We start from the raw sequence: 23,651 nt of genomic DNA, 5'->3' as shown, positions 1-23,651 counted from the left end.
TTCATACGTCCATAATTGTTGAAAGGACTTCGAATTATGTTATAATGAGATGGTTGTAAATTTGATCATTAAATATACTAGTCTATATTAGTGAATGCGGCATTATAATGAGATTTTAGATTTTGGAGGGAATAGCATGTCGGCAAAATGGGAAAAGCAAGAAGGCAATGAAGGAGTACTGACGTTTGAAGTCAGTGTGGATGAATTTGAGAAAGGACTGGATCAGGCATTTAAAAAAGTGGTAAAAGATGTACAGATTCCGGGCTTCCGTAAAGGGAAGGTACCTCGTAAAATTTTTGAAAAACGATTCGGCGTTGAATCGCTTTATCAGGATGCGGTTGACATTCTGCTTCCGGATGCCTATGTCAGTGCTGTTGAAGAAACCGGCATTGAGCCAATTGAACAGCCGGAAGTGGATATTGAAGAAATCGAACGCGGCAAGCCGCTTGTTTTCACTGCCAAAGTGACGGTTAAGCCGGAAGTAACGCTTGGTGAATACAAAGGACTTGAAGTGGAAGAGCAGTCTGTAGAAGTTACGGATGAAGATGTGGATCATGAAATTGAGCACCAGCGTGAGCATCAGGCTGAACTTATTATCAAGGAAGAAGGAACTGTCGAAGAAGGCGATACAGTTGTAATGGATTTTGAAGGATTCATGGACGGTGAAGCGTTCGAAGGCGGAAAAGGTGAAGATCACTCACTGGAAATTGGATCCGGACAGTTTATTCCAGGATTCGAAGAGCAGCTTGTTGGCAAATCAGCAGGTGAAGAAACTGAAATTGAAATAACGTTCCCGGAAGATTACCACGCGGAGGATCTTGCTGGTAAAAAAGCACAATTTCAGGTAAAAATCCATGATGTTAAAACGAAAGAAATGCCGGAACTTGATGATGAATTTGCAAAAGATGTAGATGAAGAAGTGGAAACACTGGAAGAGCTGAAAACAAAGAAAAAAGAAGAACTGGAAACACAGCGCAAGCAGGACGCGGAAAATCAGAAGCGTGAATCATTGATTGAGCAGGCTTCAGATAATGCGGAAGTGGATGTTCCGGAAGCTATGGTTAATACGGAACTTGACCGGATGCTTAAGGAATTTGAACAGCGTCTGCAAATGCAGGGAATGACAATGGATATGTATTTCCAGTTTTCCGGTCAGGATGAAAATGCTTTAAAAGAGCAAATGAAAGACGATGCTGAGAAACGTGTCAAAACAAATCTGACTCTTGAAGCAATTGTAAATGCTGAAAACCTGGAAGTATCCGATGAAGATGTGGATGAGGAACTTGGTAACATGGCATCCATGTATGGAACAGAGGTTGAACAGCTGAAGCAAATGCTCGGTGGAAATACCGATGCTATTAAAGAAGATCTTAAAATGAAGAAAGCAATTGAGTTCCTTGACGAAAACAGCAAAAAGATTGAAGGATAATGTAGCAGCGGTGTTAAATTAAAAATGAAGAACGGACAAGGTGCGATCATTCGCACCTTGTTTCACTATTCACGGAAATCCTGGGGTTTTATGAATAAAAACATTCCTGACTGTTAAACATGGATGCAAGCAGGGTTTCCAGCGAATCAGCCTTTAGATGTTATCTTATTTGCTTTTATGACATAGGATAGGAAAAGGGCAAAACAACAATGGTTATGATTTGACTTTTTCATTAAATTCCTCATAATTAAGTGGTAAATGAAGTAAAGGTTTTTTGTTTTGTTTTCCTATTTTGATTTGGTATGATGACATTGAAAGCTAAAGTTGAAGTGAAGCAGATAAATTTAAAAGGCAGATTTAAACTTTTAGGAGTGAATTGAATGTTTAAGTTTAATGAAGAAAAGGGACAATTAAAATGTTCATTTTGTGGCAAAAGCCAGGATCAGGTTCGTAAACTTGTAGCCGGGCCAGGCGTTTATATATGTGATGAGTGTATTGAACTTTGTACCGAAATCGTTGAAGAAGAGCTCGGTACCGAAGAAGAAACGGAATTCAAAGAAATTCCGAAGCCAAAGGAAATCTGCGAGACCCTGAACGATTATGTAATTGGTCAGGATCAGGCTAAGAAAAATTTGTCTGTTGCCGTTTATAACCACTACAAACGTATTAACTCCACAAGGAATGCAGATGATGTGGAACTGGCCAAAAGTAACATCGCCATGCTTGGACCAACCGGCAGTGGTAAAACACTTTTAGCTCAGACATTGGCGCGTATATTAAATGTTCCGTTTGCCATGGCTGATGCAACATCATTAACCGAAGCTGGTTATGTAGGAGAAGATGTTGAGAATATTTTATTAAAACTGATTCAGGCTGCGGATTATGATGTGGAAAAAGCCGAAAAAGGAATTATTTACATCGATGAAATTGACAAGGTTGCCCGCAAATCGGAAAACCCTTCCATTACGCGTGATGTATCCGGAGAAGGTGTTCAACAAGCACTTCTTAAAATTCTGGAAGGTACAGTAGCAAGTGTTCCGCCTCAGGGAGGACGTAAGCATCCGCATCAGGAATTTATACAGATTGATACTACTAATGTCCTGTTTATCGTTGGCGGAGCATTTGATGGCATTGACCAGATCGTTAAGCGTCGTCTCGGTAAAAAGGTTATTGGTTTTGGTGCCAATGAATCACAGCAGGATATGGATAAATCTGAACTTCTTACAAAAGTATTACCGGAAGACTTGTTGCGTTATGGACTTATTCCAGAATTTATCGGTCGGATTCCGGTGGTAGGCAGTCTTCAGCCGTTGGATGAAGAAGCACTTGTTGATATTTTAACAAAACCAAAAAATGCTCTGGTTAAGCAATATGTGAAGCTTTTCGAGATGGATGATGTAGAGCTGGAATTTGAGGAAGAGGCCCTCAGGGAAATAGCCAGAAAAGCAATTGAGCGTAAAACAGGTGCCCGTGGTCTACGGTCGATTATTGAAGGCATTACGCTTGATGTAATGTTTGACCTGCCTTCAAGGGATGAAGATATTGAAAAATGTATCATCACAAAAGATACCGTGATTAACGAAGGCGGCAATCCAAAGCTGGTCTTTCGGGATGGTACGGTAAAAGAAGGCAATAAAGAAATTCCAAAAGAAAGTGCATAAAAAATAATAAAATTTAATATCATAGAGGCTGACTCTGCGCTGCTGATGTCAGTCTCTTTCTTATGTAAGTAATGTTGTTTAGTATCCGTTTGACAGGTAATACTAAGGTTGAAAGTAAGTCAATTCGTTTACATTCAGCCGGTATTTTTATAAACTAATAAAACATACATAATTATTCCATTACATATTTTTTGGAGGTACATATAATGACAAACGAAACAAAAGAGTTGCCGTTATTGCCATTGCGGGGACTGCTTGTATTTCCGTCTATGGTGCTTCATTTGGATGTCGGACGGGACAAGTCTGTAGCAGCACTTGAAAAAGCAATGATGGATGATTCAATTATTTTCCTGGCAGCTCAAAAAAAGGTCAGTCTGGATGATCCTGAGCCGAAAGATATCTACCGGATCGGAACACTGGCAAAAGTAAAACAGATGTTAAAACTCCCTAATGGTACTATTCGTGTCCTCGTTGAAGGCTTAAACCGCGGACAAATAACAAGGTTTATAGACGAAAAAGATGAATTCATGGTCGAAATTGAGAAACTGTCAGATGAACATGGGGAGAACAACGAAGAAGAAGCTCTCATGCGTTCATTGCTGCGACAATTTGAGCAGTACATAAAGGTTTCACAAAAGATCACAAAGGAAACACTCGAAACAGTTTCTGATATCGATGAACCAGGACGGCTTGCTGACCTGGTCACATCACATCTTTCACTGAAGTTAAAAGATAAACAGGAACTGCTGGAGATTGTGAATGTCAAACAGCGACTGCAGCATCTGGTAAAACTTATTTCCAATGAAAAAAAGGTACTGGATTTGGAAAAGAAAATCGGCCAGCGCGTTAAAACGTCCATGGAAAAAACGCAAAAGGAATATTATTTACGTGAACAACTCAAAGCGATTCAGAAAGAGCTGGGTGACAAAGACGGAAAAAACGGAGAAGTTGGTCAGTTACGGGAAAAAGTGGAGAACTCAGGCATGCCGGAGCGGATTGTCGAAGTCGCCATGAAAGAATTGGACCGCTATGAAAAAGTCCCGCAAAGTTCCGCGGAAAGTTCTGTAATCCGGAATTATATTGAATGGCTTTTGGCATTGCCTTGGACCAATAAGACACAGGATACCATTGAAATCAATAAAGCGAACAAAATTCTTGATGAGGATCATTATGGTCTGGAAAAAGTGAAGGAACGAATTTTGGAATACCTTGCTGTCCAAAAGTTGACCAAGTCCATAAAAGGTCCTATTCTATGTTTGGTCGGGCCTCCAGGAGTCGGGAAAACGTCATTGGCAAAATCGATTGCCAGATCAATCAATCGTAATTTCGTCCGTATTTCACTTGGGGGTATTCGTGATGATGCCGAAATTCGCGGACACCGTCGAACATATATTGGAGCAATGCCTGGCAGAATTATTCAGGGGATGAAAAAGGCTGAAACGGTCAATCCTGTTTTTCTGTTGGATGAGATTGATAAAATGGCCAGTGATTTTCGTGGAGATCCATCTTCAGCGATGTTGGAAGTTCTGGATCCGGAACAAAACAGCAATTTCAGTGACCACTTTATTGAGGAGACATATGATTTATCAAATGTGCTCTTCGTTGCAACAGCGAACTATGTTAATAATATACCGGGGCCATTATTAGACCGGATGGAGCTCATTTCCATTGCAGGGTATACGGAAGTGGAAAAACTGCATATTGCTAAAGAGCACCTGCTGCCAAAACAATTGAAGGAAAATGGTTTAAAAAAAGGGAATTTGCAAGTGCGTGATGATGCATTATTGAAGTTAATCCGCACCTACACGCGGGAAGCGGGGGTTCGCGGACTTGAGCGCCAACTTGCAACCATTTGCCGTAAAGCAGCCAAAATTATTATATCGGGTGATAAGAAGCGCGTTATTGTAACTGAGAAAAGCATTGAAGATTTACTTGGAAAACCGCTGTTTCGTTATGGAAGAATGGAGGAGGAAAATCAAGTAGGTGCGGCTACTGGTCTTGCGTATACAGCAGCAGGAGGCGACACGCTGTCGATCGAGGTTTCCCATTATCCGGGTAAAGGCAAATTAACCCTTACAGGTAAACTTGGAGATGTTATGCAGGAATCAGCACAAGCAGCATTCAGCTATATCCGATCGCGTTCGGATGAGTTGAATATCGATTCCGATTTTTACGAGAAGTATGATATTCATATACATGTTCCCGAAGGTGCGACACCAAAGGATGGGCCGTCAGCAGGTATTACAATGGCTACCGCACTTGTTTCGGCGTTGACAGGGAGGGCTGTCAAAAAGGAAGTTGCCATGACTGGTGAAATTACACTCAGAGGACGTGTGCTGCCGATTGGCGGCTTAAAGGAGAAATCCCTCAGTGCACATCGGGCTGGCATTTCATCGATAATTATTCCGGAAGAAAATGAAAAAGATATTGAAGATATTCCTGAAAGTGTCCGGGGTGATCTGACATTTATTAAAGTCAACCATCTGGACCAGGTACTGAAGCATGCGCTTATGGAGGAGAAAAATGAAAGTAACTGATGCAGAAATTGTTATTAGTGCAGTGAGCAAGAAGCAGTATCCATCTGACCGGCTCCCGGAAATTGCACTTGCCGGACGGTCCAATGTCGGAAAATCTTCATTCATCAACAAATTAATTAACCGTAAAAATCTAGCCAGAACTTCATCAAAGCCAGGCAAAACTCAAACATTGAATTTTTATAAAATAAACCAGTCGTTTTATTTTGTAGATGTTCCAGGGTATGGGTATGCCAAAGTGTCAAAAAAGGAACGGGAAAAATGGGGACATATGATGGAGGAGTACTTTGAAACAAGGGAAACATTAAAGGCTGTTGTCCTTATTACTGATATAAGGCATGAACCAACCGGGGATGACCAGCAGATGTATGATTTTTTAAAGTACTATGAGCTGCCGGTTATCGTTATTGGTACGAAGTTGGATAAGATTCCTAAAGGCAAACGGATAAACCATTTGAACCGGACAAGGCAGGTACTGGAAATGGAACCGGAAGATGTTGTGATTCCATTTTCTGCAGAAACCGGGGAAGGAAAAGACGCTGCTTGGAGTAATTTAAGACAGTATTTATAAGAATATGCAAAACAACCCTCCGTTAAATTTCGAACGGAGGGTTGTTTTATTGAAAGAACAAGTATCTGAAAGGATGAAGGTGTATATATAAGCAAACAAGGTTTATTTCGGTTTAATGCTTGTAAATGTTTCTATAAAGGTATAAATGGATTATTAGTCTGTTCGTATAAATTACTTAAAATTGGTATAATTCTTTATATTAATCATTAAGAAGGTTAAGATTATTCCGAGCTAAAATATGATTCCAAACAAAATAGAAAAAGGAGAGGATGTAGCAGATCATGAAAAAACTGAAATTTTTATTATTTATCGCTATTATTGTGGTGGCTATGACTGCATGCGGAGGTTCAGATGGCAGTTCGGAAAAATCGTCATCTGGAGAGGGTTCTGGGAAATACGACTTGATTAAAGATGGAAAGTTGATTTTTGCTGCATCAGGGGAGTTTAAGCCATTCAGTTACATGGAAGGCGGAAAGATGGTGGGATATGATATAGCGGTGGCAGAAGCAATCGCTGAAAAGCTTGGGTTGGAACCGGTTCAGAAAAAAGCCAAATTTTCCGGAATTGTAACCGGGGTAAAACAAGGTCGTTATGATATTGCTGTAGCAAGTCATACAATCACTGAAAAGCGTTTAAAAGAAGTAAACTTTTCTGAGCCTTATTATTATTCTGGTCCAGTTATCTATACAAGGCCCGACAGTGATATTGAAACTGCTGAGGATCTAAAAGGAAAAGAGGTTTCAGTTTCCAGGGGATCAACCTATGTTGAAATGGCACAGCAATATACCGACAATATCCCGCAAGTTGATAGTGATGTGGTTGCGTTGCAGTCTCTTTCTAAAGGACACCATGATGCTGTGATAACTGATGCAGTTACAGGCAGTACTGCAATCGAAAATGGCCTGAAAATTGAAAAACGGGCACAGCTTGGTGTAAGTGAGCAGGCGGTTGCTGTTCCAAAAGGGCATGATAAATTAATGGAGGATATAAATCAGGCATTAAAAGAACTGAAAGAAAGCGGTAAATTAAAAGAGTTGTCCATGGAGTGGATTGGTGCTGATATTACTCAGGAACCAGAAGAATCAAGTGAATAATAAAGCTTGAAAATGTGCGCTTAGATTGCGCACATTTGTTCCTTAAAAAGGAGCTGATAAGTTGTCTCATTTTATTGATGTTTTTATTGGAAGTTTTGATTTATTTATTGAGGGGTTGTGGCTTACTTTTGAATTGTCAGCTGCCTCCTTGGTGATTGCATTCATTATTGGTCTGTTTTTTGCTATATTGAAAATCTCTAATATTAAAATACTTGAGTGGATTGCTGATACATACATATGGGTTGTTCGAGGAACACCACTTATTGTTCAAATCTTTGTGTTGTACTACGGATTGGCGGAAATTGTACTGATTCCAATGTTTTGGGCAGGTGTAGCTGGACTTGCTTTTCACAGTGGAGCATATATTGCTGAAATTATCCGTGGTGCTATTCAGTCCATTGATAAAGGGCAAAGGGAAGCTGGTCGTACTCTGGGGATGACCAAAGGATTGACCATGCGAAGAATTATTCTTCCTCAGGCTTTTCGTCGCGCAGTGCCATCACTAGGTAATCAATTTATTATTGGTATTAAAGATTCTTCATTAGTATCATTCATCGGTATGCAGGAGCTGTTTGGTGTTGCCAGTACGCAGGGATCCAATAATTTTGATTATCTTCCATACTACTTAACAGTTGCTGTGTATTATTTATTTATTGTTCTTATTTTAACATTATTAGTAAATTTGCTTGAAAAGAAGATGGCAAAAAGTGATTGAAGCGAGGAGGATTAATATGAGTGAAAGACGGGAAATGATAAGGGTCGAGAAATTAAATAAATCATTTGGTGATCTGCATGTGCTGAAGGATATTGATATGAAAGTCAATGAAAGTGATGTTATTGTGTTCATTGGGGCAAGTGGGTCGGGAAAAAGCACACTGCTCAGGTGTCTGAATTTTCTTGAGCTGAAAGACAGTGGGAAAATTATAATTGAAGGAGATCAGATTGAAGAAAATATCCACAATTTGAATAAAATTCGTGAGCAGGTTGGAATGGTCTTTCAGCATTTCAATTTATTTCCACATAAGACGGTAATCGGAAATATTATCGAAGCACCAACACAAGTAAAAGGCGTAAAAAAAGAACAGGCAATAAAAGAAGGGAAGGTTTTGTTAGAAAAGGTGGGACTGGGTGATAAATACGATGTCTATCCTTCCACATTATCCGGGGGTCAAAAACAGCGTGTGGCAATTGCGCGGGCGCTGGCAATGAAACCCGATGTCATGTTGTTTGATGAACCGACTTCAGCACTTGATCCTGAACTTGTCGGAGAAGTTCTTGCTACAATGAAAGAACTAGCTGATGAAGGAATGACAATGGTTGTCGTAACGCATGAAATGGGGTTTGCCCGGGAAGTTGGTGATTGGGTCGTTTACATGCATGACGGTAGAGTAGTGGAAGCAGGGCCGCCCGGTGAACTTTTTGATAGTCCAAAGGAAGAACGGACCAAAGCTTTTTTAAGTTCGGTTCTGTAGAATGAAACTTTACACAAAAATGGGGCTGGGACAAAACAAATAAGTGTATAAGAAAAGACGAACAATACTCTATTTTAGCGGAGGAAATATGCGTAGACTCCTGCGGGAGAAAAGGCCTAGGTGAGACTCTGAGTGCGTAGCACGAAGAGGCTCAACAGCCGCCCGCGGAAAGCGAAGTATATTTCCGGAGCGGCTGGATTCCTCAACTAAGTTAATTCGTATTTTCTTTTGATAAAATATTTTTGTCCCAGCCTCATTTTTTCCTTTTAAGCCAATAAATACCAAGTCCAATTAAAAATATTGGCCAAAAGGTTTCTAAAAGATCAGCAACCTCGTAAACCCAATCGAACATCCCCGGTAATTGAATAGAGAAAATAAACAAAATGGCCAGACCGATCAAAACAATTCCCAACAGAAATCCTTTTTTGGTGCGGATTGCCCGTACGATGAAGGCAATACCCACGATGAGTAAATAGACAGCCCAATGATCAATCCAAAAATTGTAATGTGTTACCCCATGGAAGTGGACGCCGATTCCGAGAATTAAGGTGCCACTGAACAGATGCTGGTAATCATTTGCTGTATAACTGTACAGCAGCAACGCAATGCCGATAATGATCAGTAAAGTAGGCCATGAATAAAAATCAGTAATGATTGGTATTTCCAGTTTCCGGAGCAGAAAATATATCCCCACACCAATTAATAAATACGCAGCAAATGTATTTCGTTTTTTCATGTTAAAGCCCCTTTTCGTGGTGTATGTAAAGCAGCCGGATTATTTGCTTCTGATAATTTCGTATGATAGAGTACATACGAGTTATACTACATGGTATACGGATTATCCTAACATATTGTTTCAGTCTGTTCACAAATTTTACTATTGTACTGGACTGCCCATGTTATAATTGGGAAATGAATGTTCAAATTTTTGGGGGTATTACCTTGCACATACTTAAAGTCGGAATTAATTACAAATCAGCCCCTGTAGAAATAAGGGAGAAGCTTACTTTTTCCGAGGAATCAATGGATAAAGCAATGCTGTTATTAAAGGAACAGAAAAGTATATTGGAAAATGTGATTGTTTCCACTTGCAACCGGACAGAAATTTATGCGGTAGTGGATCAGGTTCATACAGGTCGTTATTACGTTAAACAATTTCTGGCAGATTGGTTCCAGATAGACAAGGCTGAATTCACCTCTTACTTGAAGATATCGGAAGCCGATGGTGCGATTGAGCACCTTTTGCGTGTGGCGACAGGTCTTGATTCGATGGTGCTTGGCGAAACACAGATTCTTGGTCAGGTGAAACAATCATTTTTAACTGCACAGATGATGCAGACAACTGGAACAGTTTTTAACGAGCTGTTTAAACAGGTTATTACCTTTGCCAAACGGGCGCATAAAGATACAGCAATCGGTGAGCATGCTGTATCCGTAAGCTATGCAGCTGTTGAACTTGCCAAAAAAATCTTTGGTGACTTGAAGCAAAAGCATGTTGTTATTCTTGGAGCCGGAAAAATGGGAGAACTGGCAGCCAAAAACCTTCATGGATCCGGAGCAAATCGAATCACAGTTGTTAACCGGACATATGCCAAAGCAGAAGAGTTGGCAATGAAATTTGAAGCGAAAGCAGAACAGATGGATCAGCTGCATGCGAATCTGCAGAATGCTGATATTCTAATCAGTTCAACCGGATCGGATTCTGTAGTACTGGATAAAGAAACAATTCATTCGATTCAAAAGAAACGCAAAGGAAAGCCATTGTTCCTTGTTGACATAGCTGTACCTAGAGATTTGGATGCCTCAATCGGTGAATTGGATAATGTATTTCTGTATGATATCGATGATTTACAGCATATTGTGGATGAAAATCTGAAAGCCAGAGAAGCAGCAGCAGAAAATATAGAAATGATGCTGGAAGCTGAAATTGTTCAATTTAATGAATGGCTGCAGACGCTTGGCGTTGTTCCGGTCATTTCAGCACTTCGACAGAAAGCTCTGTCCATCCAGGCTGAGACGATGAAGAGCATTGAACGGAAAATGCCTGAGTTAAGTAAACGCGAGAAAAAGGTGCTGAACAAGCATACAAAAAGCATCATTAATCAGCTGCTGAAAGAACCTGTTACACAGGCTAAGGAACTGGCGGCGGAGAAAAATAGTGACGAGTCATTGGATTTATTTGTAAAGATTTTTGGTATTGAGTCTGAAGTGGAAGAAGAAACTGCTAAACAGACACAAAAACATTCAATGAAAACGGACAATGTATCCTTTCGTGTTTCAGAGAATAAACCTAGCACAGTAAAGTGAAGGGATTCCAATTATGCTTGAATCAAAATGGGTTTATGAAATTATATTAATTATTTACGGACTGAGTCTGGTTGGATACTTTATAGATTTTATTCAGCGTAACCGGAGGGCCAACAGGATAGCCTTCTGGTTACTTAGTATGGTCTGGTTTTTTCAGACGGTTTTTCTCGTATCGAATATATTTTTTGAAAATAATTTTCCGATACTAACCTTGTATGATGGTTTGTTCTTTTATGCATGGGTCCTTGTGACGTTCTCAGTAATTATTAACCGGTTACTCCGGGTACAATTTATTTTATTCTTTACTAACCTCGTTGGTTTTTTCGTCTTCTTATTATACGTTTCAACGAGGGCACAGACATCCATGCAGGATCAGGGGATTCAACTGGTGCACGAAATACTGATAACACATGTTACCCTGGCGATTGTGTCGTACGGTTTTTTTACATTATCGTTTCTTTTTTCGATGATGTACTTGATTCAATATAAATTTTTGAAAGAAAAGAAAGGGCTGAACTGGATGTGGAGACTGGGGGATCTGCAACGGCTTGATTCATTTTCCTTTATAGCCGTAACATTGGGTGTCCCGCTCCTTACAATCGCAATTATCCTGGGAATAGTCTGGGCATATGTTGCAAATGCCGAATTTTACTGGTTTGATATGAAGACGATCGGTTCACTGTTGGTGCTGGCTGTTTATACACTGTACCTGTTTTTGCGGCTCGGAAAAGGCCGGCAGGGAAAATCCATTTCCATGTACAGTACTGCAGCATTTTTAATACTGTTGGTTAATTTCTTTTTATTCAATGTGCTCTCGAATTTTCATTTTAATAGTTTTCTATAGGAGGATTCCAATGCGAAAAATAGTCATCGGATCAAGAAAGAGTAATCTGGCACTCACCCAAACAAATTGGGTGATTGATCAGTTGAAAAAAGCTGGTGTGCAAAATGAATTTGAAGTGAAAAAAATCGTGACAAAGGGTGATAAAATCCTTGATGTTACCCTGTCAAAAGTAGGCGGTAAAGCTTTGTTTGTCAAAGAAATTGAACAGGCTATGTATAATAAGGAAATTGACTTTGCTGTTCATAGTATGAAAGATATGCCGTCTGAGATGCCTGCAGGGTTAACCATCTCAACAATTCCTTTGCGAGAGGATTATCGTGATGCCTATATTTCCAAGAATAATGTACTATTGAAGGATTTGCCGGCAGGTGCAATTGTCGGGACAAGCAGTCTCAGACGAAAAGCGCAGATTCTGGCAGCACGTCCGGACGTGGAAGTGAAATGGATCCGCGGTAATATTGAAACAAGGATAAGAAAATTGGAAGAAGAGGACTATGATGCGATTATCCTGGCAGTCTCTGGCTTAAAACGTGTAGGTTTAAGTGAAGAGCTTATTACGGAATACCTTGAACCGGATGTATGTGTTCCAGCGGTCGGGCAAGGTGCATTGGCCATTGAGTGCCGTGAAGATGATAAAGAGCTTCATCAGCTGTTGAGCGTTATTAATGACTCTCTTACCACTACAACTGTTAAAGCTGAACGTACTTTTTTGAATTTGCTTGAAGGCAGTTGTTCAGTACCAATCGGCGGTCATGCCAGGATGGAAGGCGATGAAATTGTCCTTACGGCAATGGTAGGTACCCCCGACGGTAAAACTATTTTGAAAGAAGAAGTGTGTGGAAATGATCCGACTGCAGTTGGGAAAGAGGCCGCCGAAAAAATGATAAATCGTGGCGCCAAGGACATCGTCGATACGGTAAAAGAGGAGCTCGATAACTGATGCCAACTGCTTTGCATGGAAAGAAAATAATGATTACCAGGGAGAAAAAGCAGGCGACGGAATTTTCCGAAAAGGTATTACAAGCCGGCGGGAATCCAATTGAAGTTCCCCTGTTAAAAATTTCATGCATCGATAACGACACTACGAGACAGTTCTTTGACGAAGCAAAACCGTATAACTGGATTTTTTTTACGAGTGCAAATGGTGTTGATTGTTTTTTAAAACGCGACGGCTGGAAAACAATAACAGAGGAAACACAACTTGCAGCGGTGGGCCATAAAACAGCCGAAAAATTAGAAGACTATGGATATCAGGTTGATTTTATTCCGTCCACGTATCACGCTGAAGCCATGACAAATGAATTTCCTGAACCGGATAGACTGCATGAAAGTCAGGTTTTGCTTATCCAGGGGACGAAATCGAGGGATGTCTTGCCGAACTGGCTGGCTGATAAGGATGTTCCGTTTGATACAGTAGTTGTGTATGAATCGTTATTCAACTATGAAAACAGACAAAAATTAAGCTGGGTATTAGCCAAAGAAAGCCCTGATTTTATAACGTTTACAAGTCCATCAACTGTTGATGCTTTTTTGGAAATGAATGAGGGAACCATTGAACAGGATTGTATTTATGTCTGTATCGGGACGACAACCTGTAACTATGCGCAGGAATCGGGGTTTGAAAATATATTAACACCAGATGAATTTACAATCGATGGCATGATACAATGTATGAGTGATTATATCGCAGTGAAAGGGTAGGTTCAGATGACAGATAATTATGATTTTAAGCGTCACAGGAGACTGCGTACATCAGCAGTAATGCGGTCATTGGTCCGTGAAACACAACTGCATACAGATGATTTTATTTATCCGATTTTTGTGGTGGAAGGAAATGAAATTAAAAATGAGGTTCCGTCAATGCCGGGGGTATTTCAAGTATCCCTTGACTATGTAAAGGCAGAGATGGAAGAGCTGCAGTCACTGGGAATAAAAGCTGTCATGTTGTTTGGGGTGCCTGCAGAGAAAGATGAACAAGGTACTGGGGCATTCGCCGACACAGGAATTGTCCAGGAAGCAACCCGGCTTATTAAAAGGGAAGTTCCTGACATGCTGGTCGTTGCCGACACATGTCTTTGTGAGTATACTTCACATGGACATTGTGGCGTCATTCATGATCATGATGTGGATAATGATGCATCACTGGAACTGCTTGCGAAAACCGCCGTATCACAAGCTGAAGCTGGTGCTGATATCATTGCGCCGTCCAATATGATGGATGGATTTGTAACAGTTATCCGTTATGCATTGGATGAAGCAGGTTACACGAATATACCGATTATGTCGTACGCCGTTAAATATGCCTCGGCATTTTATGGGCCTTTTCGGGATGCAGCAGATAGTACCCCGCAGTTTGGCGACCGCAAAACATATCAGATGGATCCCGCCAATCGGGTCGAAGCATTAAGAGAAGCAGAGTCTGATATGGAAGAAGGGGCCGATTTTCTGATTGTTAAACCGGCTATGTCATATCTTGATATTGTTCGGGATATGAAGAATAATTATAACGCTCCAATTGTTGCGTACAATGTCAGCGGAGAGTATTCCATGGTCAAGGCAGCCGCAAACAATGGATGGATTAATGAAAGAGAATTAGTTTTGGAAAAACTGACTGCCATGAAACGGGCAGGGGCAGATCTGATTATTTCCTATTTTGCTAAAGACGCAGCCAAATGGCTTCGTGAATAAAATTTTTAAGTGTTGGGGTGTTGATAAATGAGCTTTGACAAGTCGCAGGATGCATATAAAGAGGCAGTTGATCTCATGCCTGGAGGAGTGAACTCTCCTGTACGTGCATTTAAATCAGTCGGTATGTCACCGGTTTTTATGGAATCCGGCAAGGGATCAAAAATAGTTGATATCGATAAAAATGAATATATTGATTATGTTTTAAGCTGGGGTCCCCTGATTTTGGGACATGCTGATGATCGGGTTGTATCAGGTTTGAAGGATGCAGTGGATAATGGGACAAGCTTTGGTGCACCGACATTAATTGAAAACAAACTGACACAATTAGTGATCGATCGTGTTCCATCCATTGAAATGGTACGCATGGTTAACTCCGGTACGGAAGCGACGATGAGCGCAATCCGTGTTGCACGGGGATATACCGGACGCGACAAGGTTTTAAAATTTGAAGGAAACTATCACGGGCACGGTGACTCGCTCCTGATTAAAGCAGGCTCCGGTGTTGCCACACTCGGTTTACCGGACAGTCCAGGTGTTCCTGAGTCGATTGCGCAGAACACCATTACCGTTCCGTACAATGATATTGAAAGTGTTCGCTATGCGTTTGAACAGTTTGGGGAAGAACTTGCTGCGGTCATCGTTGAACCGGTTTCCGGCAACATGGGAGTTGTTCCGCCACAGGAAGACTTTTTGCAGGAATTACGGAAGGTCACTGAAGAAAATGGTACATTGCTCATTTTTGATGAGGTCATGACCGGTTTCCGTGTCGGGTATAATTGTGCGCAGGGCTTCTTTGGTGTTACACCTGATTTAACTTGCCTCGGAAAGGTTATAGGCGGAGGTCTGCCGGTAGGAGCATATGGCGGTAAACGGGAGATTATGGAAAAAGTTGCGCCAACAGGATCGATTTATCAGGCTGGAACGCTGTCAGGAAACCCCCTTGCAATGACGGCTGGTTTCGAAACATTGAGCGCATTGGATGAATCGTCCTATGATCAAATCAGCGAAAAAATTGATAAGCTGGTCGAAGGATATAAACAGGCAGCAATTGATTTTAACATCCCGCTTCAAATAAATAGAGCAGGTTCGATGGTTGGATTTTTCTTCACCAATCAGCCGGTCATTAATTATGAAACAGCCCAGACGTCCAATCTTGATTATTTCGCACAATACTACCGAAGCATGATTGATGAAGGAATTTTCCTTCCTCCATCACAGTTTGAAGGGTTGTTTTTATCTACCGCCCATACGGATGAAGACATTGAAAAAACAATTGCAGCAGTGCGAAAGGCATTTGAAGCTATCAAAAAATAATATTACGTATTCAAGCTATCCCGGGATGGGGTAGCTTTTCTACTGTTGTCCGCAAATCTGGTGAGTGTAGTCTTCTCTCTGAAAATTTCAGTAAAATGAATAACTTTGGAATATGTTTCATATAGATGAATAAGACATATAAGCATATGGAATATATGTTGAAGGGAGGAAATCACTTGGCTGATGATCAAGCGGTGTTTCGTTTTGATTTAAATGAATCACTTTACTTTGAAAAAGGACAGGAAGTTTTAGAGATGATGGGGGTTTCACTGGAGCCGGAAATTTCCATCCAACCGTTTCATGATTATATTTCAATTAGGGGAGTTATTGAGCTCCAAGGTACTTATAAGCGGCTTCCATCCAACGAAGATAATGCAGAGCCTGATAACCTGAATGATTATCACTCCAAAAGGTACGTCGAGAAGGTCGTAGAATTGGAAGATGATCGATCAGAGTTTTTACACAGGTTTCCAGTTGAGATCTCAATTCCAGTTAATCGGGTTAATGATCTGAATGATATAACCGTTGATATTGAATCGTTTGATTATGAAATACCCAATCAGACCCAAATGAAGTTAAGCTCCACGGTTCAAATTCATGGGATTGATAATCCGCAACAGGAATCAACAGTCCATGAGAAGGAGGATACAGCTTTTCTGCAGCGGGAGGATGAAACATTTGAATTTGATATAAAAGAAAAAGCAAACGAAGAAGAAATGAATTCTGATTCTGCAGAAGATTTTGTTTCAGAACTTCCGCAAATGCCAGAGGAAGAACCGGCAAATGAAACCGTAGAGGAAGAGGAGCGTTGGAAAAAGAAGAAGTCTCAGTCTCTGACAGAGTTTTTTAACAAGGATGTGAATGAGAAGGCAGAAGAGGAAATTCATCAGAATGATACGGCCCCGGAAGTAGAAATTACGGAAGCTGCCGATCCGTCAGAAATACCGGAAGCGCAAACAGATAATCTGGAAGATGTACGTTATCTGGCAGATGTATTTCAGACCGAGGAAGGTGAACAATACACGAGTATGCGCTTATGTATTGTCCAGGAGACAGATACGGTTGAAACAATTGCTGACCGATATCAGATATCTGCCGGACAACTGCTGAAACGGAACCGGTTAAGTAATGATGATTTGAAAGAGGGACAATTACTGTATATTCCATATCGAAAAAGTTAGAACCCTGATGCCCCTTGCTGATGCAGTAAGGGGTATTGCTTGGCAGGTGAAAGTATAAACTCTTTCTTACTGCATAAATGCAACAAAGACCGTCACCTAAAGGCTTGATGGCAACCAAGTTTTCCAACAGCCGGATTATGCTGTGGAATGAAACAATGGTTTTTACAGTTTATATTATTTGGTGGTGAATTGTATGGAGAATATCAGAAAAGCAGTTAGTGCGTATAACATATACCCAGTTAAATTCAAGCAGGAGACGGATCGGTTATATCAAGTTGATACCGGTCAACAAAAGTATGCCTTAAAGCAAAGCCGCATGAACAAGCAGGCATTATCTGTATGGGAGGATACGTATCGCCTAGCGTCTAAACATGATATTAAATCAATACTGCCGGTCTATTTAACCAACCATTCTAAGATATATACGGATCAGAATGATTTGATCTGCTATCTGTCCCCGTGGATTCCAAATAAAAAACTGGAAGAGGATATGCAATCCACCAGGACAATTGCTGAATGTATCGCTGAAGTACACGCAAAAACAAAAAAGGATTATCAAGTGGAACCGGAACCAATAATTGAAAAATTTTCTGAATACCGGAAACGATGTTCTACAATGCAGCGGAACTTGTTACATTATGTGGAAATGTTTGAACAGAATCGGTTCATGTCACCGTTTGAATTACAGGTCTGTACCCATTACCATCTATTAAACGAAACATTTCAGGAACTGGACTGGAAAATTGAACAATTTTGTTCTGAACTTGGTGATACAGCTGAATGGAACTATAGTCTGTGTCACGGAAACCTGAAAGAATCACATACATTGCACGGGGATCAACCCTATTTAATAAACTGGGAAAATGCTTTTTATGATAATGCAACAACTGATTTAATCCAATTTTTCAACCACAAGGTACGTTCTGATTATCAATCTTCCGATAAATTAATGGACTTTTTTTTCAGTTACATTTCAGGCAATCCATTAAAGCAGCAGGAGGTGTACTTATTTGTCATATCCTCGTTGAATCCGCGAACTTACATACAAATGATTGATGCGTATCATAATCGTTCTTCCGGTGATACAATGGTTTACCGGACGAAGGAACTGGAATATGCTTTTCGTCAGCTTAAATTTGGATTGTATTGTTCAAATTGGCTGGAAAAACATTTGTCTGATGGCAAATTGAATGGCAGTTAGATCCATTCGAGATAGAATGCTATAAACAGTCCGGTTAAAATTCCAAGCAGGAATACATCAAAGGTTGTTGGTATGAATAAGGTTCGGATTAATTGAAATATCAGGAGCGGCAGTGTAATCCGTTCACAAATGATAATGCATTTCCTGGCCCAAGGGGGAAGCCGGTAACGATAGTATCTTGCCATATTAATCACCTCTTTCGTTGCTGTTTAATAGTATATGATGAACCATTGTTCATTTGTGCAACAAAAACTGCATCAGCGGAATGTACTTTTCTGCTGGTTGCAGTTGATGAGATCAGATGACAGTGATAAAACAGTTGATTTTACCGGATATAACAGGTAAAATATACTCAAAATGAAAATGCAGTGACAGGGAAGAGTACAGAATAGTTGCCTTGCAGAGAGGGAAACAAATGCTGAAAGTTTCTCAGGATTAATTATTTTGGAAAGTCGCCCTTGATGCAGCCTCTTTGAACAGTTACTCTCTAATTAGAAGAGTGCCGGCTTTTGGCCGTTATCCATGAATGAAGTGCACAGACGTACGTTTGTGAACAAAGGTGGTACCACGGAATTGTATCCTTTTCGTCCTTTTTATATGGATGAAAGGGATTTTTTAATTTCTAAGGAGGCAACTAAAATGAGTGATGAACCGAAAACAAATATGTCATCAAAGTACAATCCTCGGAAAATCGAGCAAGGCCGATATCGGTATTGGGTCGATGGCAAGTTTTTTGAAGCAACAGGAGATAAGGCAAAGGAACCCTTTTCAATTGTGATTCCGCCTCCAAATGTAACCGGAAAACTGCATTTGGGACATGCATGGGACACAACCATGCAGGATACGATCTCCAGAATGAAACGCATGCAGGGATATGATGTACTGTGGCTCCCCGGAATGGACCATGCAGGGATTGCAACCCAGGCAAAAGTGGAAGCCAAATTAAAGGAGCAAGGTAAAAACCGCTATGACCTTGGACGTGAAAAATTTCTGGACACAGTTTGGGACTGGAAGGAAGAATATGCTGACTTTATTCGTTCGCAGTGGGAGAAACTGGGCTTAGGACTTGATTATTCCCGGGAACGCTTTACACTGGATGAAGGTTTATCGTCAGCGGTTCGCGAAGTTTTTGTAACACTGTATGAAAAAGAGTTAATTTATCGCGGGGAATATATTATTAATTGGGACCCGGATACAAAAACAGCGCTTTCCGATATCGAGGTGATTTATGAGGAAGTTCAGGGCAAGTTTTATCATATGCGGTATCCAATTAAAGACAGTGTTGAGACAATTGAAATCGCCACAACGCGTCCGGAAACAATGCTAGGTGATACTGCTGTTGCTGTGCATCCTGAAGATGACCGTTATAAGCATTTGATCGGGAAGACTGTTGTACTGCCAATCGTTGGACGTGAAATGGAAATCGTAGCTGATGAATATGTTGATATGGAAATGGGATCCGGAGCGGTAAAAATCACCCCGGCACACGATCCGAACGACTTTGAAATTGGTAATCGGCACAATCTGGAACGGATTCTTGTGATGAATGAGGATGGTTCCATGAACGAAAATGCCGGTGAATACCAGGGGATGGATCGTTTTGAGTGCCGGAAGCAAATTGTAAAAGATCTGCAGGAGCAAGGTGTTTTATTCGAAATTGAAGATCATACCCATCAGGTAGGTCATTCTGAGCGCAGTGGGGCTGTAGTTGAGCCGTATTTGTCAACACAGTGGTTCGTCAATATGCAGCCACTGGCTGATGCGGTTATCGACATGCAGCAAGACGACGGAAAAGTTAATTTTGTTCCAGAAAGGTTTGAGCGGACTTATCTGCATTGGATGGAAAATATCCGTGACTGGTGTATTTCCCGACAGTTATGGTGGGGGCACCGCATCCCAGCCTGGTACCATAAGGAAACGAACGAGCTTTATGTAGGTATAGAAGCACCTGCAGATATTGAAAACTGGGAGCAGGATGAAGATGTACTTGATACATGGTTTTCATCTGCATTGTGGCCTTTTTCTACAATGGGATGGCCGTCGGATACCGAAGATTTCAAACGATATTTCCCGACTGATGTTCTTGTAACGGGGTATGATATTATTTTCTTCTGGGTAGCCCGAATGATTTTTCAGTCGAAACAATTTACCGATGAACGCCCGTTTAAAGATGTGCTGATCCACGGCCTGATTCGTGACGCGGAAGGCCGGAAGATGAGTAAGTCGCTTGGTAATGGTGTCGATCCAATGGATGTCATTGATAAATATGGTGCAGATTCACTTCGCTATTTTCTTTTGACTGGTTCCACCCCGGGTCAGGATTTACGTTTTCACTGGGAAAAAATTGAAGCAACCTGGAACTTTGCCAATAAAGTATGGAATGCTTCACGTTTTTCACTCATGAATATGGAAGGTTTCACATACGAGGATATTGACCTTTCCGGTGAAAAGTCATTGGCGGATAAGTGGATATTAACCAGGTTAAATGAAACAATCGAACAGGTTACGAAGAATACGAACAAATATGAATTTGGTGAAGCAGGCCGTTATCTGTATAACTTTATTTGGGATGAATTATGCGACTGGTATATTGAAATGGCCAAATTACCGTTGTACGGGGATGACGAGAAGCAGAAACAGACGACCCAATCGGTTCTTGCTTATGTGCTGGATCAGACGATGCGTATGCTGCATCCGTACATGCCGTTTATTACGGAGGAAATCTGGCAGCAGCTGCCACATCTGGGTGAATCGATTACGGTAGCAGCATGGCCTGAATCCCGTGATGAGTTCCATGATGAAATGGCATCTGAAGAAATGAAGCGACTCGTTTCCATTATTAAGTTAGTTCGTAATATCCGTGCTGAAGTGGATACACCAATGTCGAAGCAGATTAGGTTGTTGATCCAGACGGAAAATGAAAAGATTACAGATGAGCTGGAAAATAATCGGGATTATTTGGACCGTTTCTGTAACCCAAGTGAACTAATTATCAGTACATCTGTGAATGTCCCTGATAAAGCAATGTCAGCTGTTGTAACCGGCGCTGAACTGTTCCTGCCGCTTGAAGGACTGATTGATTTTGACAAGGAAATCAGCCGTCTGGAAAAAGAACTTGATAAATGGAACAACGAGGTTACACGTGTGCAGAAAAAACTTTCGAATGAAGGATTTATAAACAAAGCACCAGAGTCAGTTGTAGAGGAAGAAAGGAAGAAAGAACAGGATTATAAAGAAAAGCAGGCAAAAGTAAAAGCACGATTAGAAGAATTAAAATCATAAAAACTTCCTTTTGGTAAAGCAGGAGCAGTTGACCACTGAAGGTTTGAAGCAACCGTGAATCCGATCCAGTTTTGGATTCACGGCTGTTTCTTTTTTAATGTCTACATTTCCAATTCAAAATCTTTCACGTATGCTTGCGGAGTCATAATCGCTTTGCCATCAAACTTATTGAGTGGCTTACCGTTTTTAACGCATTTTGGGGTGTTTGGTTGTGCGAGTGCCTGGCGGGCAATCCCGATAAAGTCAGCTTGATTTTGCTTTAGGACATTAGCTGCTTTTGAGGGGGTGACTCTCGCCTGATTACTCAAACTGTACTTTTAATAAGGGAAACATACTTTTCCAAAATATTAACATCACTTACAGCACTCAATGTCCGGGATCCAACTACATCCTCTATTTCGTTGAACAATAGACTGCCATCAATGGTGACCAAAAAATCAATTCCCACCATTCCGAAATCAAAGTATCGGATAATCGATTGAATCATGTTTCGTTCATTATTATGTAATGGGTACCATGAAGCGGAACCGCCCAACTTGTAGTTGGAACGAAAATCTGTAGAACTTGCCCGCAATACGGCACCGACAATTTCTTTTCCGACTACAAAAACCCGGACATCTTTGCCGGATTGAATGGAATCGGTTGATTGAACAATCATGTCGTTTGATGTAACAGCCGATAAACTAGTCTCCCATTCCCGTCTATTTTGAATCATATATACTTGCTGACCGCCACGTCCGTCAACCTCTTTTAAAACAATTGGATAGGGAATAGCAGGCCCATCCTCGGGCAGTTTCATTCCTTTTTTAAGAAAGATGGTATCTGTCATTGGAATAGCAAGCTTATTAAGGTGGAAATGGGTAAGTGCCTTATCGTTGCATATTTCCGAAATGGCAGCGGAATTATGAACTTTTACTCCCAGTGCTTCCAGAAATATGCTGAGCATCGGGTCAATTGTCCGTACCACGGCAAAATTGGGAAGATGGACCGGTTTATTACCGATTAAAATCGTTTGTTTGTTATGGATTATTCCAGTGGTAATTTCTTCCCTCATGATTAATTGCAGGGATAATTCCTGTTTTTGTGCTTCTTCGATAAACCACCGGATAAACGAGTTATTCTGTTTAGCATCCTGTTTCCGGTAAATCAGCCACCCTTTTGATTTCATAGGCTACCGCCGCTTTCAATACATGCCAGCACATGATCTATCATAGACTCTGCAACATTGACCCCAGTACAATCATAAATATTACGTATGTGGGCATTTGAATTTATTTCACAAATAAGTGGACTTTCATTTGGCCCGAAAAGTAAGTCGACTCCGGCAAAGTCTGCACCAATTGCTTGTGCGGCTGCAATTGCCAGATTTTTTTCATCGGTTGTCGGTTGATGGGTTTGCATCTTCCCGCCTGCAGTTACATTGGCACGAAAATCATTTTGTGCATGTCTGGTCATTGCAGCAACAACTTTTTCACCGGTAACATGAAGGCGGATGTCTCTGCCGTAACTGGTTGAAACAAACTCCTGCAAAACGAACGGTTTACCTTGCAGTTCGGATAATTTCGTATGCATTTCCTGTTTATTATGTACGAGGTAAACCTGTTCTCCGAATGATCCAAAGGCTTCCTTAATGACCATGGGAAATCCTAATTCATTTATTGCTTCTTGATAGTCACCTGGATCAAAAGCTACTGATGGTGCAAACATTTTCGGTGATACAATCGTTTTGGGTATCGGGAGTTTATGGGCTGCGATTGTTTGATATGAAGCGATTTTATCATCACTGATTTCAATTGTCCGTGAATTGTTAAAGACACGGACACCCATTAGTTCAAGTTGTCGTGCCAGATAGATATCTTTATCCGTGAAAATGACAAAATCAGGTAATGTTATGGTCGAATCCCGGATGATATCGAGTGAATTGTTCGTTAAATAGGTCAATAATTGGTTATTTTTGATGATTTTTGTTTGAACATTCCGATGTAATGCTGCTGCCTGAATCCATTCAGCAAAATCAAGAAATTTATTTCCCGGTAAATAACCGTTATAAATAATCCATCCCTTTGGGTTCAT

20 protein-coding genes and 1 other annotated feature are annotated in these 23,651 nt (G+C 40.8%); of the genes, 16 read left to right on the top strand and 4 right to left on the bottom strand.

Going from position 1 to position 23,651, the window contains the following annotated elements:
* The first annotated feature begins 136 nt into the window (after window positions 1–136).
* The 7 genes from tig to HUX68_RS05910 all read left to right on the top strand — a co-directional run bounded on the left by tig (window position 137) and on the right by HUX68_RS05910 (window position 8,761).
* A complete protein-coding gene (tig, locus tag HUX68_RS05940; protein WP_174613961.1) occupies window positions 137–1,429 on the top strand; it encodes a trigger factor in 1,293 nt (430 codons plus the stop codon).
* 380 nt (window positions 1,430–1,809) lie between these two features.
* Window positions 1,810–3,090 carry an ATP-dependent protease ATP-binding subunit ClpX gene (clpX, locus tag HUX68_RS05935; RefSeq protein ID WP_174613960.1) on the top strand — a complete coding sequence of 427 codons (1,281 nt, stop codon included), beginning with the start codon at window positions 1,810–1,812 and terminating at the stop codon, window positions 3,088–3,090.
* A gap of 206 nt (window positions 3,091–3,296) precedes the next feature.
* The gene (gene lon, locus HUX68_RS05930; RefSeq protein WP_174613959.1) at window positions 3,297–5,627 is read left to right on the top strand and encodes an endopeptidase La; all 2,331 of its coding nucleotides are present in this window, start codon (window positions 3,297–3,299) and stop codon (window positions 5,625–5,627) included.
* On the top strand, window positions 5,614–6,195 hold the full coding sequence (gene yihA / locus HUX68_RS05925; RefSeq protein ID WP_174613958.1) for a ribosome biogenesis GTP-binding protein YihA/YsxC: 582 nt from the start codon (window positions 5,614–5,616) through the stop codon (window positions 6,193–6,195). The genes lon and yihA overlap by 14 nt, the downstream gene beginning before the upstream one ends.
* 281 nt (window positions 6,196–6,476) lie before the next feature.
* Window positions 6,477–7,289, top strand: coding sequence for a transporter substrate-binding domain-containing protein (locus HUX68_RS05920; protein WP_174613957.1), 813 nt, complete (start codon window positions 6,477–6,479; stop codon window positions 7,287–7,289).
* 61 nt (window positions 7,290–7,350) lie between these two features.
* Window positions 7,351–8,004, top strand: a complete 654-nt coding sequence (locus HUX68_RS05915) for an amino acid ABC transporter permease (RefSeq protein WP_174613956.1) — start codon at window positions 7,351–7,353, stop codon at window positions 8,002–8,004.
* Between the two features lie 16 nt (window positions 8,005–8,020).
* Window positions 8,021–8,761 (top strand): amino acid ABC transporter ATP-binding protein, encoded by a 741-nt coding sequence (locus HUX68_RS05910; protein ID WP_281355697.1) that lies wholly within the window; start codon window positions 8,021–8,023, stop codon window positions 8,759–8,761.
* A gap of 253 nt (window positions 8,762–9,014) precedes the next feature.
* Here HUX68_RS05910 and HUX68_RS05905 read toward each other — a convergent pair whose 3' ends face one another.
* On the bottom strand, window positions 9,015–9,497 hold the full coding sequence (locus tag HUX68_RS05905) for a LiaI-LiaF-like domain-containing protein (protein ID WP_174613955.1): 483 nt from the start codon (window positions 9,495–9,497) through the stop codon (window positions 9,015–9,017).
* Window positions 9,498–9,703: 206 nt separating this feature from the next.
* Here HUX68_RS05905 and hemA point away from each other — a divergent pair, with 206 nt between their 5' ends.
* The 8 genes from hemA to HUX68_RS05865 all read left to right on the top strand — a co-directional run bounded on the left by hemA (window position 9,704) and on the right by HUX68_RS05865 (window position 18,296).
* Window positions 9,704–11,068 (top strand): glutamyl-tRNA reductase, encoded by a 1,365-nt coding sequence (gene hemA / locus HUX68_RS05900; protein WP_174613954.1) that lies wholly within the window; start codon window positions 9,704–9,706, stop codon window positions 11,066–11,068.
* Window positions 11,069–11,081: 13 nt separating this feature from the next.
* A complete protein-coding gene (locus HUX68_RS05895) occupies window positions 11,082–11,912 on the top strand; it encodes a cytochrome C assembly family protein (RefSeq protein ID WP_174613953.1) in 831 nt (276 codons plus the stop codon).
* Window positions 11,913–11,922: 10 nt separating this feature from the next.
* Complete coding sequence (gene hemC, locus HUX68_RS05890) at window positions 11,923–12,852, top strand: hydroxymethylbilane synthase (protein WP_174613952.1); 930 nt, start codon at window positions 11,923–11,925, stop codon at window positions 12,850–12,852.
* Window positions 12,852–13,613, top strand: coding sequence for a uroporphyrinogen-III synthase (locus HUX68_RS05885; RefSeq protein WP_174613951.1), 762 nt, complete (start codon window positions 12,852–12,854; stop codon window positions 13,611–13,613). Before hemC ends, HUX68_RS05885 begins: the two co-directional genes overlap by 1 nt.
* 6 nt (window positions 13,614–13,619) lie before the next feature.
* Window positions 13,620–14,600 carry a porphobilinogen synthase gene (gene hemB / locus HUX68_RS05880; RefSeq protein ID WP_174613950.1) on the top strand — a complete coding sequence of 327 codons (981 nt, stop codon included), beginning with the start codon at window positions 13,620–13,622 and terminating at the stop codon, window positions 14,598–14,600.
* Window positions 14,601–14,627: 27 nt separating this feature from the next.
* Window positions 14,628–15,914, top strand: a complete 1,287-nt coding sequence (gene hemL / locus HUX68_RS05875) for a glutamate-1-semialdehyde 2,1-aminomutase (protein ID WP_174613949.1) — start codon at window positions 14,628–14,630, stop codon at window positions 15,912–15,914.
* A gap of 176 nt (window positions 15,915–16,090) precedes the next feature.
* Window positions 16,091–17,095 carry a LysM peptidoglycan-binding domain-containing protein gene (locus HUX68_RS05870; RefSeq protein WP_174613948.1) on the top strand — a complete coding sequence of 335 codons (1,005 nt, stop codon included), beginning with the start codon at window positions 16,091–16,093 and terminating at the stop codon, window positions 17,093–17,095.
* A gap of 193 nt (window positions 17,096–17,288) precedes the next feature.
* Entirely contained in the window at window positions 17,289–18,296 is a 1,008-nt protein-coding gene (locus tag HUX68_RS05865; protein WP_174613947.1) for a phosphotransferase, read from the top strand.
* Here the strand turns inward: HUX68_RS05865 and HUX68_RS05860 are convergent.
* Window positions 18,293–18,481: a hypothetical protein gene (locus HUX68_RS05860; RefSeq protein ID WP_174613946.1), complete on the bottom strand. Its 189-nt coding sequence runs from the start codon at window positions 18,479–18,481 to the stop codon at window positions 18,293–18,295. The two genes, HUX68_RS05865 and HUX68_RS05860, sit on opposite strands and share 4 nt — an antisense overlap.
* A gap of 174 nt (window positions 18,482–18,655) precedes the next feature.
* Window positions 18,656–18,891, top strand: a binding site (T-box leader).
* Window positions 18,892–18,935: 44 nt separating this feature from the next.
* Between HUX68_RS05860 and HUX68_RS05855 the strand changes: the two genes are divergently transcribed.
* On the top strand, window positions 18,936–21,578 hold the full coding sequence (locus HUX68_RS05855) for a valine--tRNA ligase (protein WP_174613945.1): 2,643 nt from the start codon (window positions 18,936–18,938) through the stop codon (window positions 21,576–21,578).
* 304 nt (window positions 21,579–21,882) lie between these two features.
* Here HUX68_RS05855 and HUX68_RS05850 read toward each other — a convergent pair whose 3' ends face one another.
* Together HUX68_RS05850 and HUX68_RS05845 are read right to left on the bottom strand one after the other, a co-directional pair.
* A complete protein-coding gene (locus HUX68_RS05850; RefSeq protein WP_174613944.1) occupies window positions 21,883–22,746 on the bottom strand; it encodes an ATP-grasp domain-containing protein in 864 nt (287 codons plus the stop codon).
* Window positions 22,743–23,651, bottom strand: a complete 909-nt coding sequence (locus HUX68_RS05845) for an ATP-grasp domain-containing protein (protein WP_174613943.1) — start codon at window positions 23,649–23,651, stop codon at window positions 22,743–22,745. The genes HUX68_RS05850 and HUX68_RS05845 overlap by 4 nt, the downstream gene beginning before the upstream one ends.

This window comes from Virgibacillus ihumii, from assembly GCF_902726655.1.
In the GTDB taxonomy this organism is placed as follows: Bacteria; Bacillota; Bacilli; order Bacillales; family Amphibacillaceae; genus Lentibacillus; species Lentibacillus ihumii.
Note: the sequence above shows the minus strand (reverse complement) of the source record. Positions and strands in the feature narration are given on the sequence as shown.

What these genes read in the sequence shown, in the direction of transcription:
- HUX68_RS05895 (WP_174613953.1), top strand. Translation starts at nt 11,082, where the DNA reads ATGCTTGAATCAAAATGGGTTTATGAAATTATATTAATTATTTACGGA.
- HUX68_RS05865 (WP_174613947.1), top strand. Translation starts at nt 17,289, where the DNA reads ATGGAGAATATCAGAAAAGCAGTTAGTGCGTATAACATATACCCAGTT.
- HUX68_RS05885 (WP_174613951.1), top strand. Translation starts at nt 12,852, where the DNA reads ATGCCAACTGCTTTGCATGGAAAGAAAATAATGATTACCAGGGAGAAA.
- yihA (WP_174613958.1), top strand. Translation starts at nt 5,614, where the DNA reads ATGAAAGTAACTGATGCAGAAATTGTTATTAGTGCAGTGAGCAAGAAG.
- HUX68_RS05855 (WP_174613945.1), top strand. Translation starts at nt 18,936, where the DNA reads ATGAGTGATGAACCGAAAACAAATATGTCATCAAAGTACAATCCTCGG.
- HUX68_RS05850 (WP_174613944.1), bottom strand. Translation starts at nt 22,746, where the DNA reads ATGAAATCAAAAGGGTGGCTGATTTACCGGAAACAGGATGCTAAACAG.
- HUX68_RS05910 (WP_281355697.1), top strand. Translation starts at nt 8,021, where the DNA reads ATGAGTGAAAGACGGGAAATGATAAGGGTCGAGAAATTAAATAAATCA.
- hemL (WP_174613949.1), top strand. Translation starts at nt 14,628, where the DNA reads ATGAGCTTTGACAAGTCGCAGGATGCATATAAAGAGGCAGTTGATCTC.
- clpX (WP_174613960.1), top strand. Translation starts at nt 1,810, where the DNA reads ATGTTTAAGTTTAATGAAGAAAAGGGACAATTAAAATGTTCATTTTGT.
- HUX68_RS05845 (WP_174613943.1), bottom strand. Translation starts at nt 23,651, where the DNA reads ATGAACCCAAAGGGATGGATTATTTATAACGGTTATTTACCGGGAAAT.
- hemB (WP_174613950.1), top strand. Translation starts at nt 13,620, where the DNA reads ATGACAGATAATTATGATTTTAAGCGTCACAGGAGACTGCGTACATCA.
- HUX68_RS05920 (WP_174613957.1), top strand. Translation starts at nt 6,477, where the DNA reads ATGAAAAAACTGAAATTTTTATTATTTATCGCTATTATTGTGGTGGCT.
- HUX68_RS05860 (WP_174613946.1), bottom strand. Translation starts at nt 18,481, where the DNA reads ATGGCAAGATACTATCGTTACCGGCTTCCCCCTTGGGCCAGGAAATGC.
- hemC (WP_174613952.1), top strand. Translation starts at nt 11,923, where the DNA reads ATGCGAAAAATAGTCATCGGATCAAGAAAGAGTAATCTGGCACTCACC.
- tig (WP_174613961.1), top strand. Translation starts at nt 137, where the DNA reads ATGTCGGCAAAATGGGAAAAGCAAGAAGGCAATGAAGGAGTACTGACG.
- lon (WP_174613959.1), top strand. Translation starts at nt 3,297, where the DNA reads ATGACAAACGAAACAAAAGAGTTGCCGTTATTGCCATTGCGGGGACTG.
- HUX68_RS05905 (WP_174613955.1), bottom strand. Translation starts at nt 9,497, where the DNA reads ATGAAAAAACGAAATACATTTGCTGCGTATTTATTAATTGGTGTGGGG.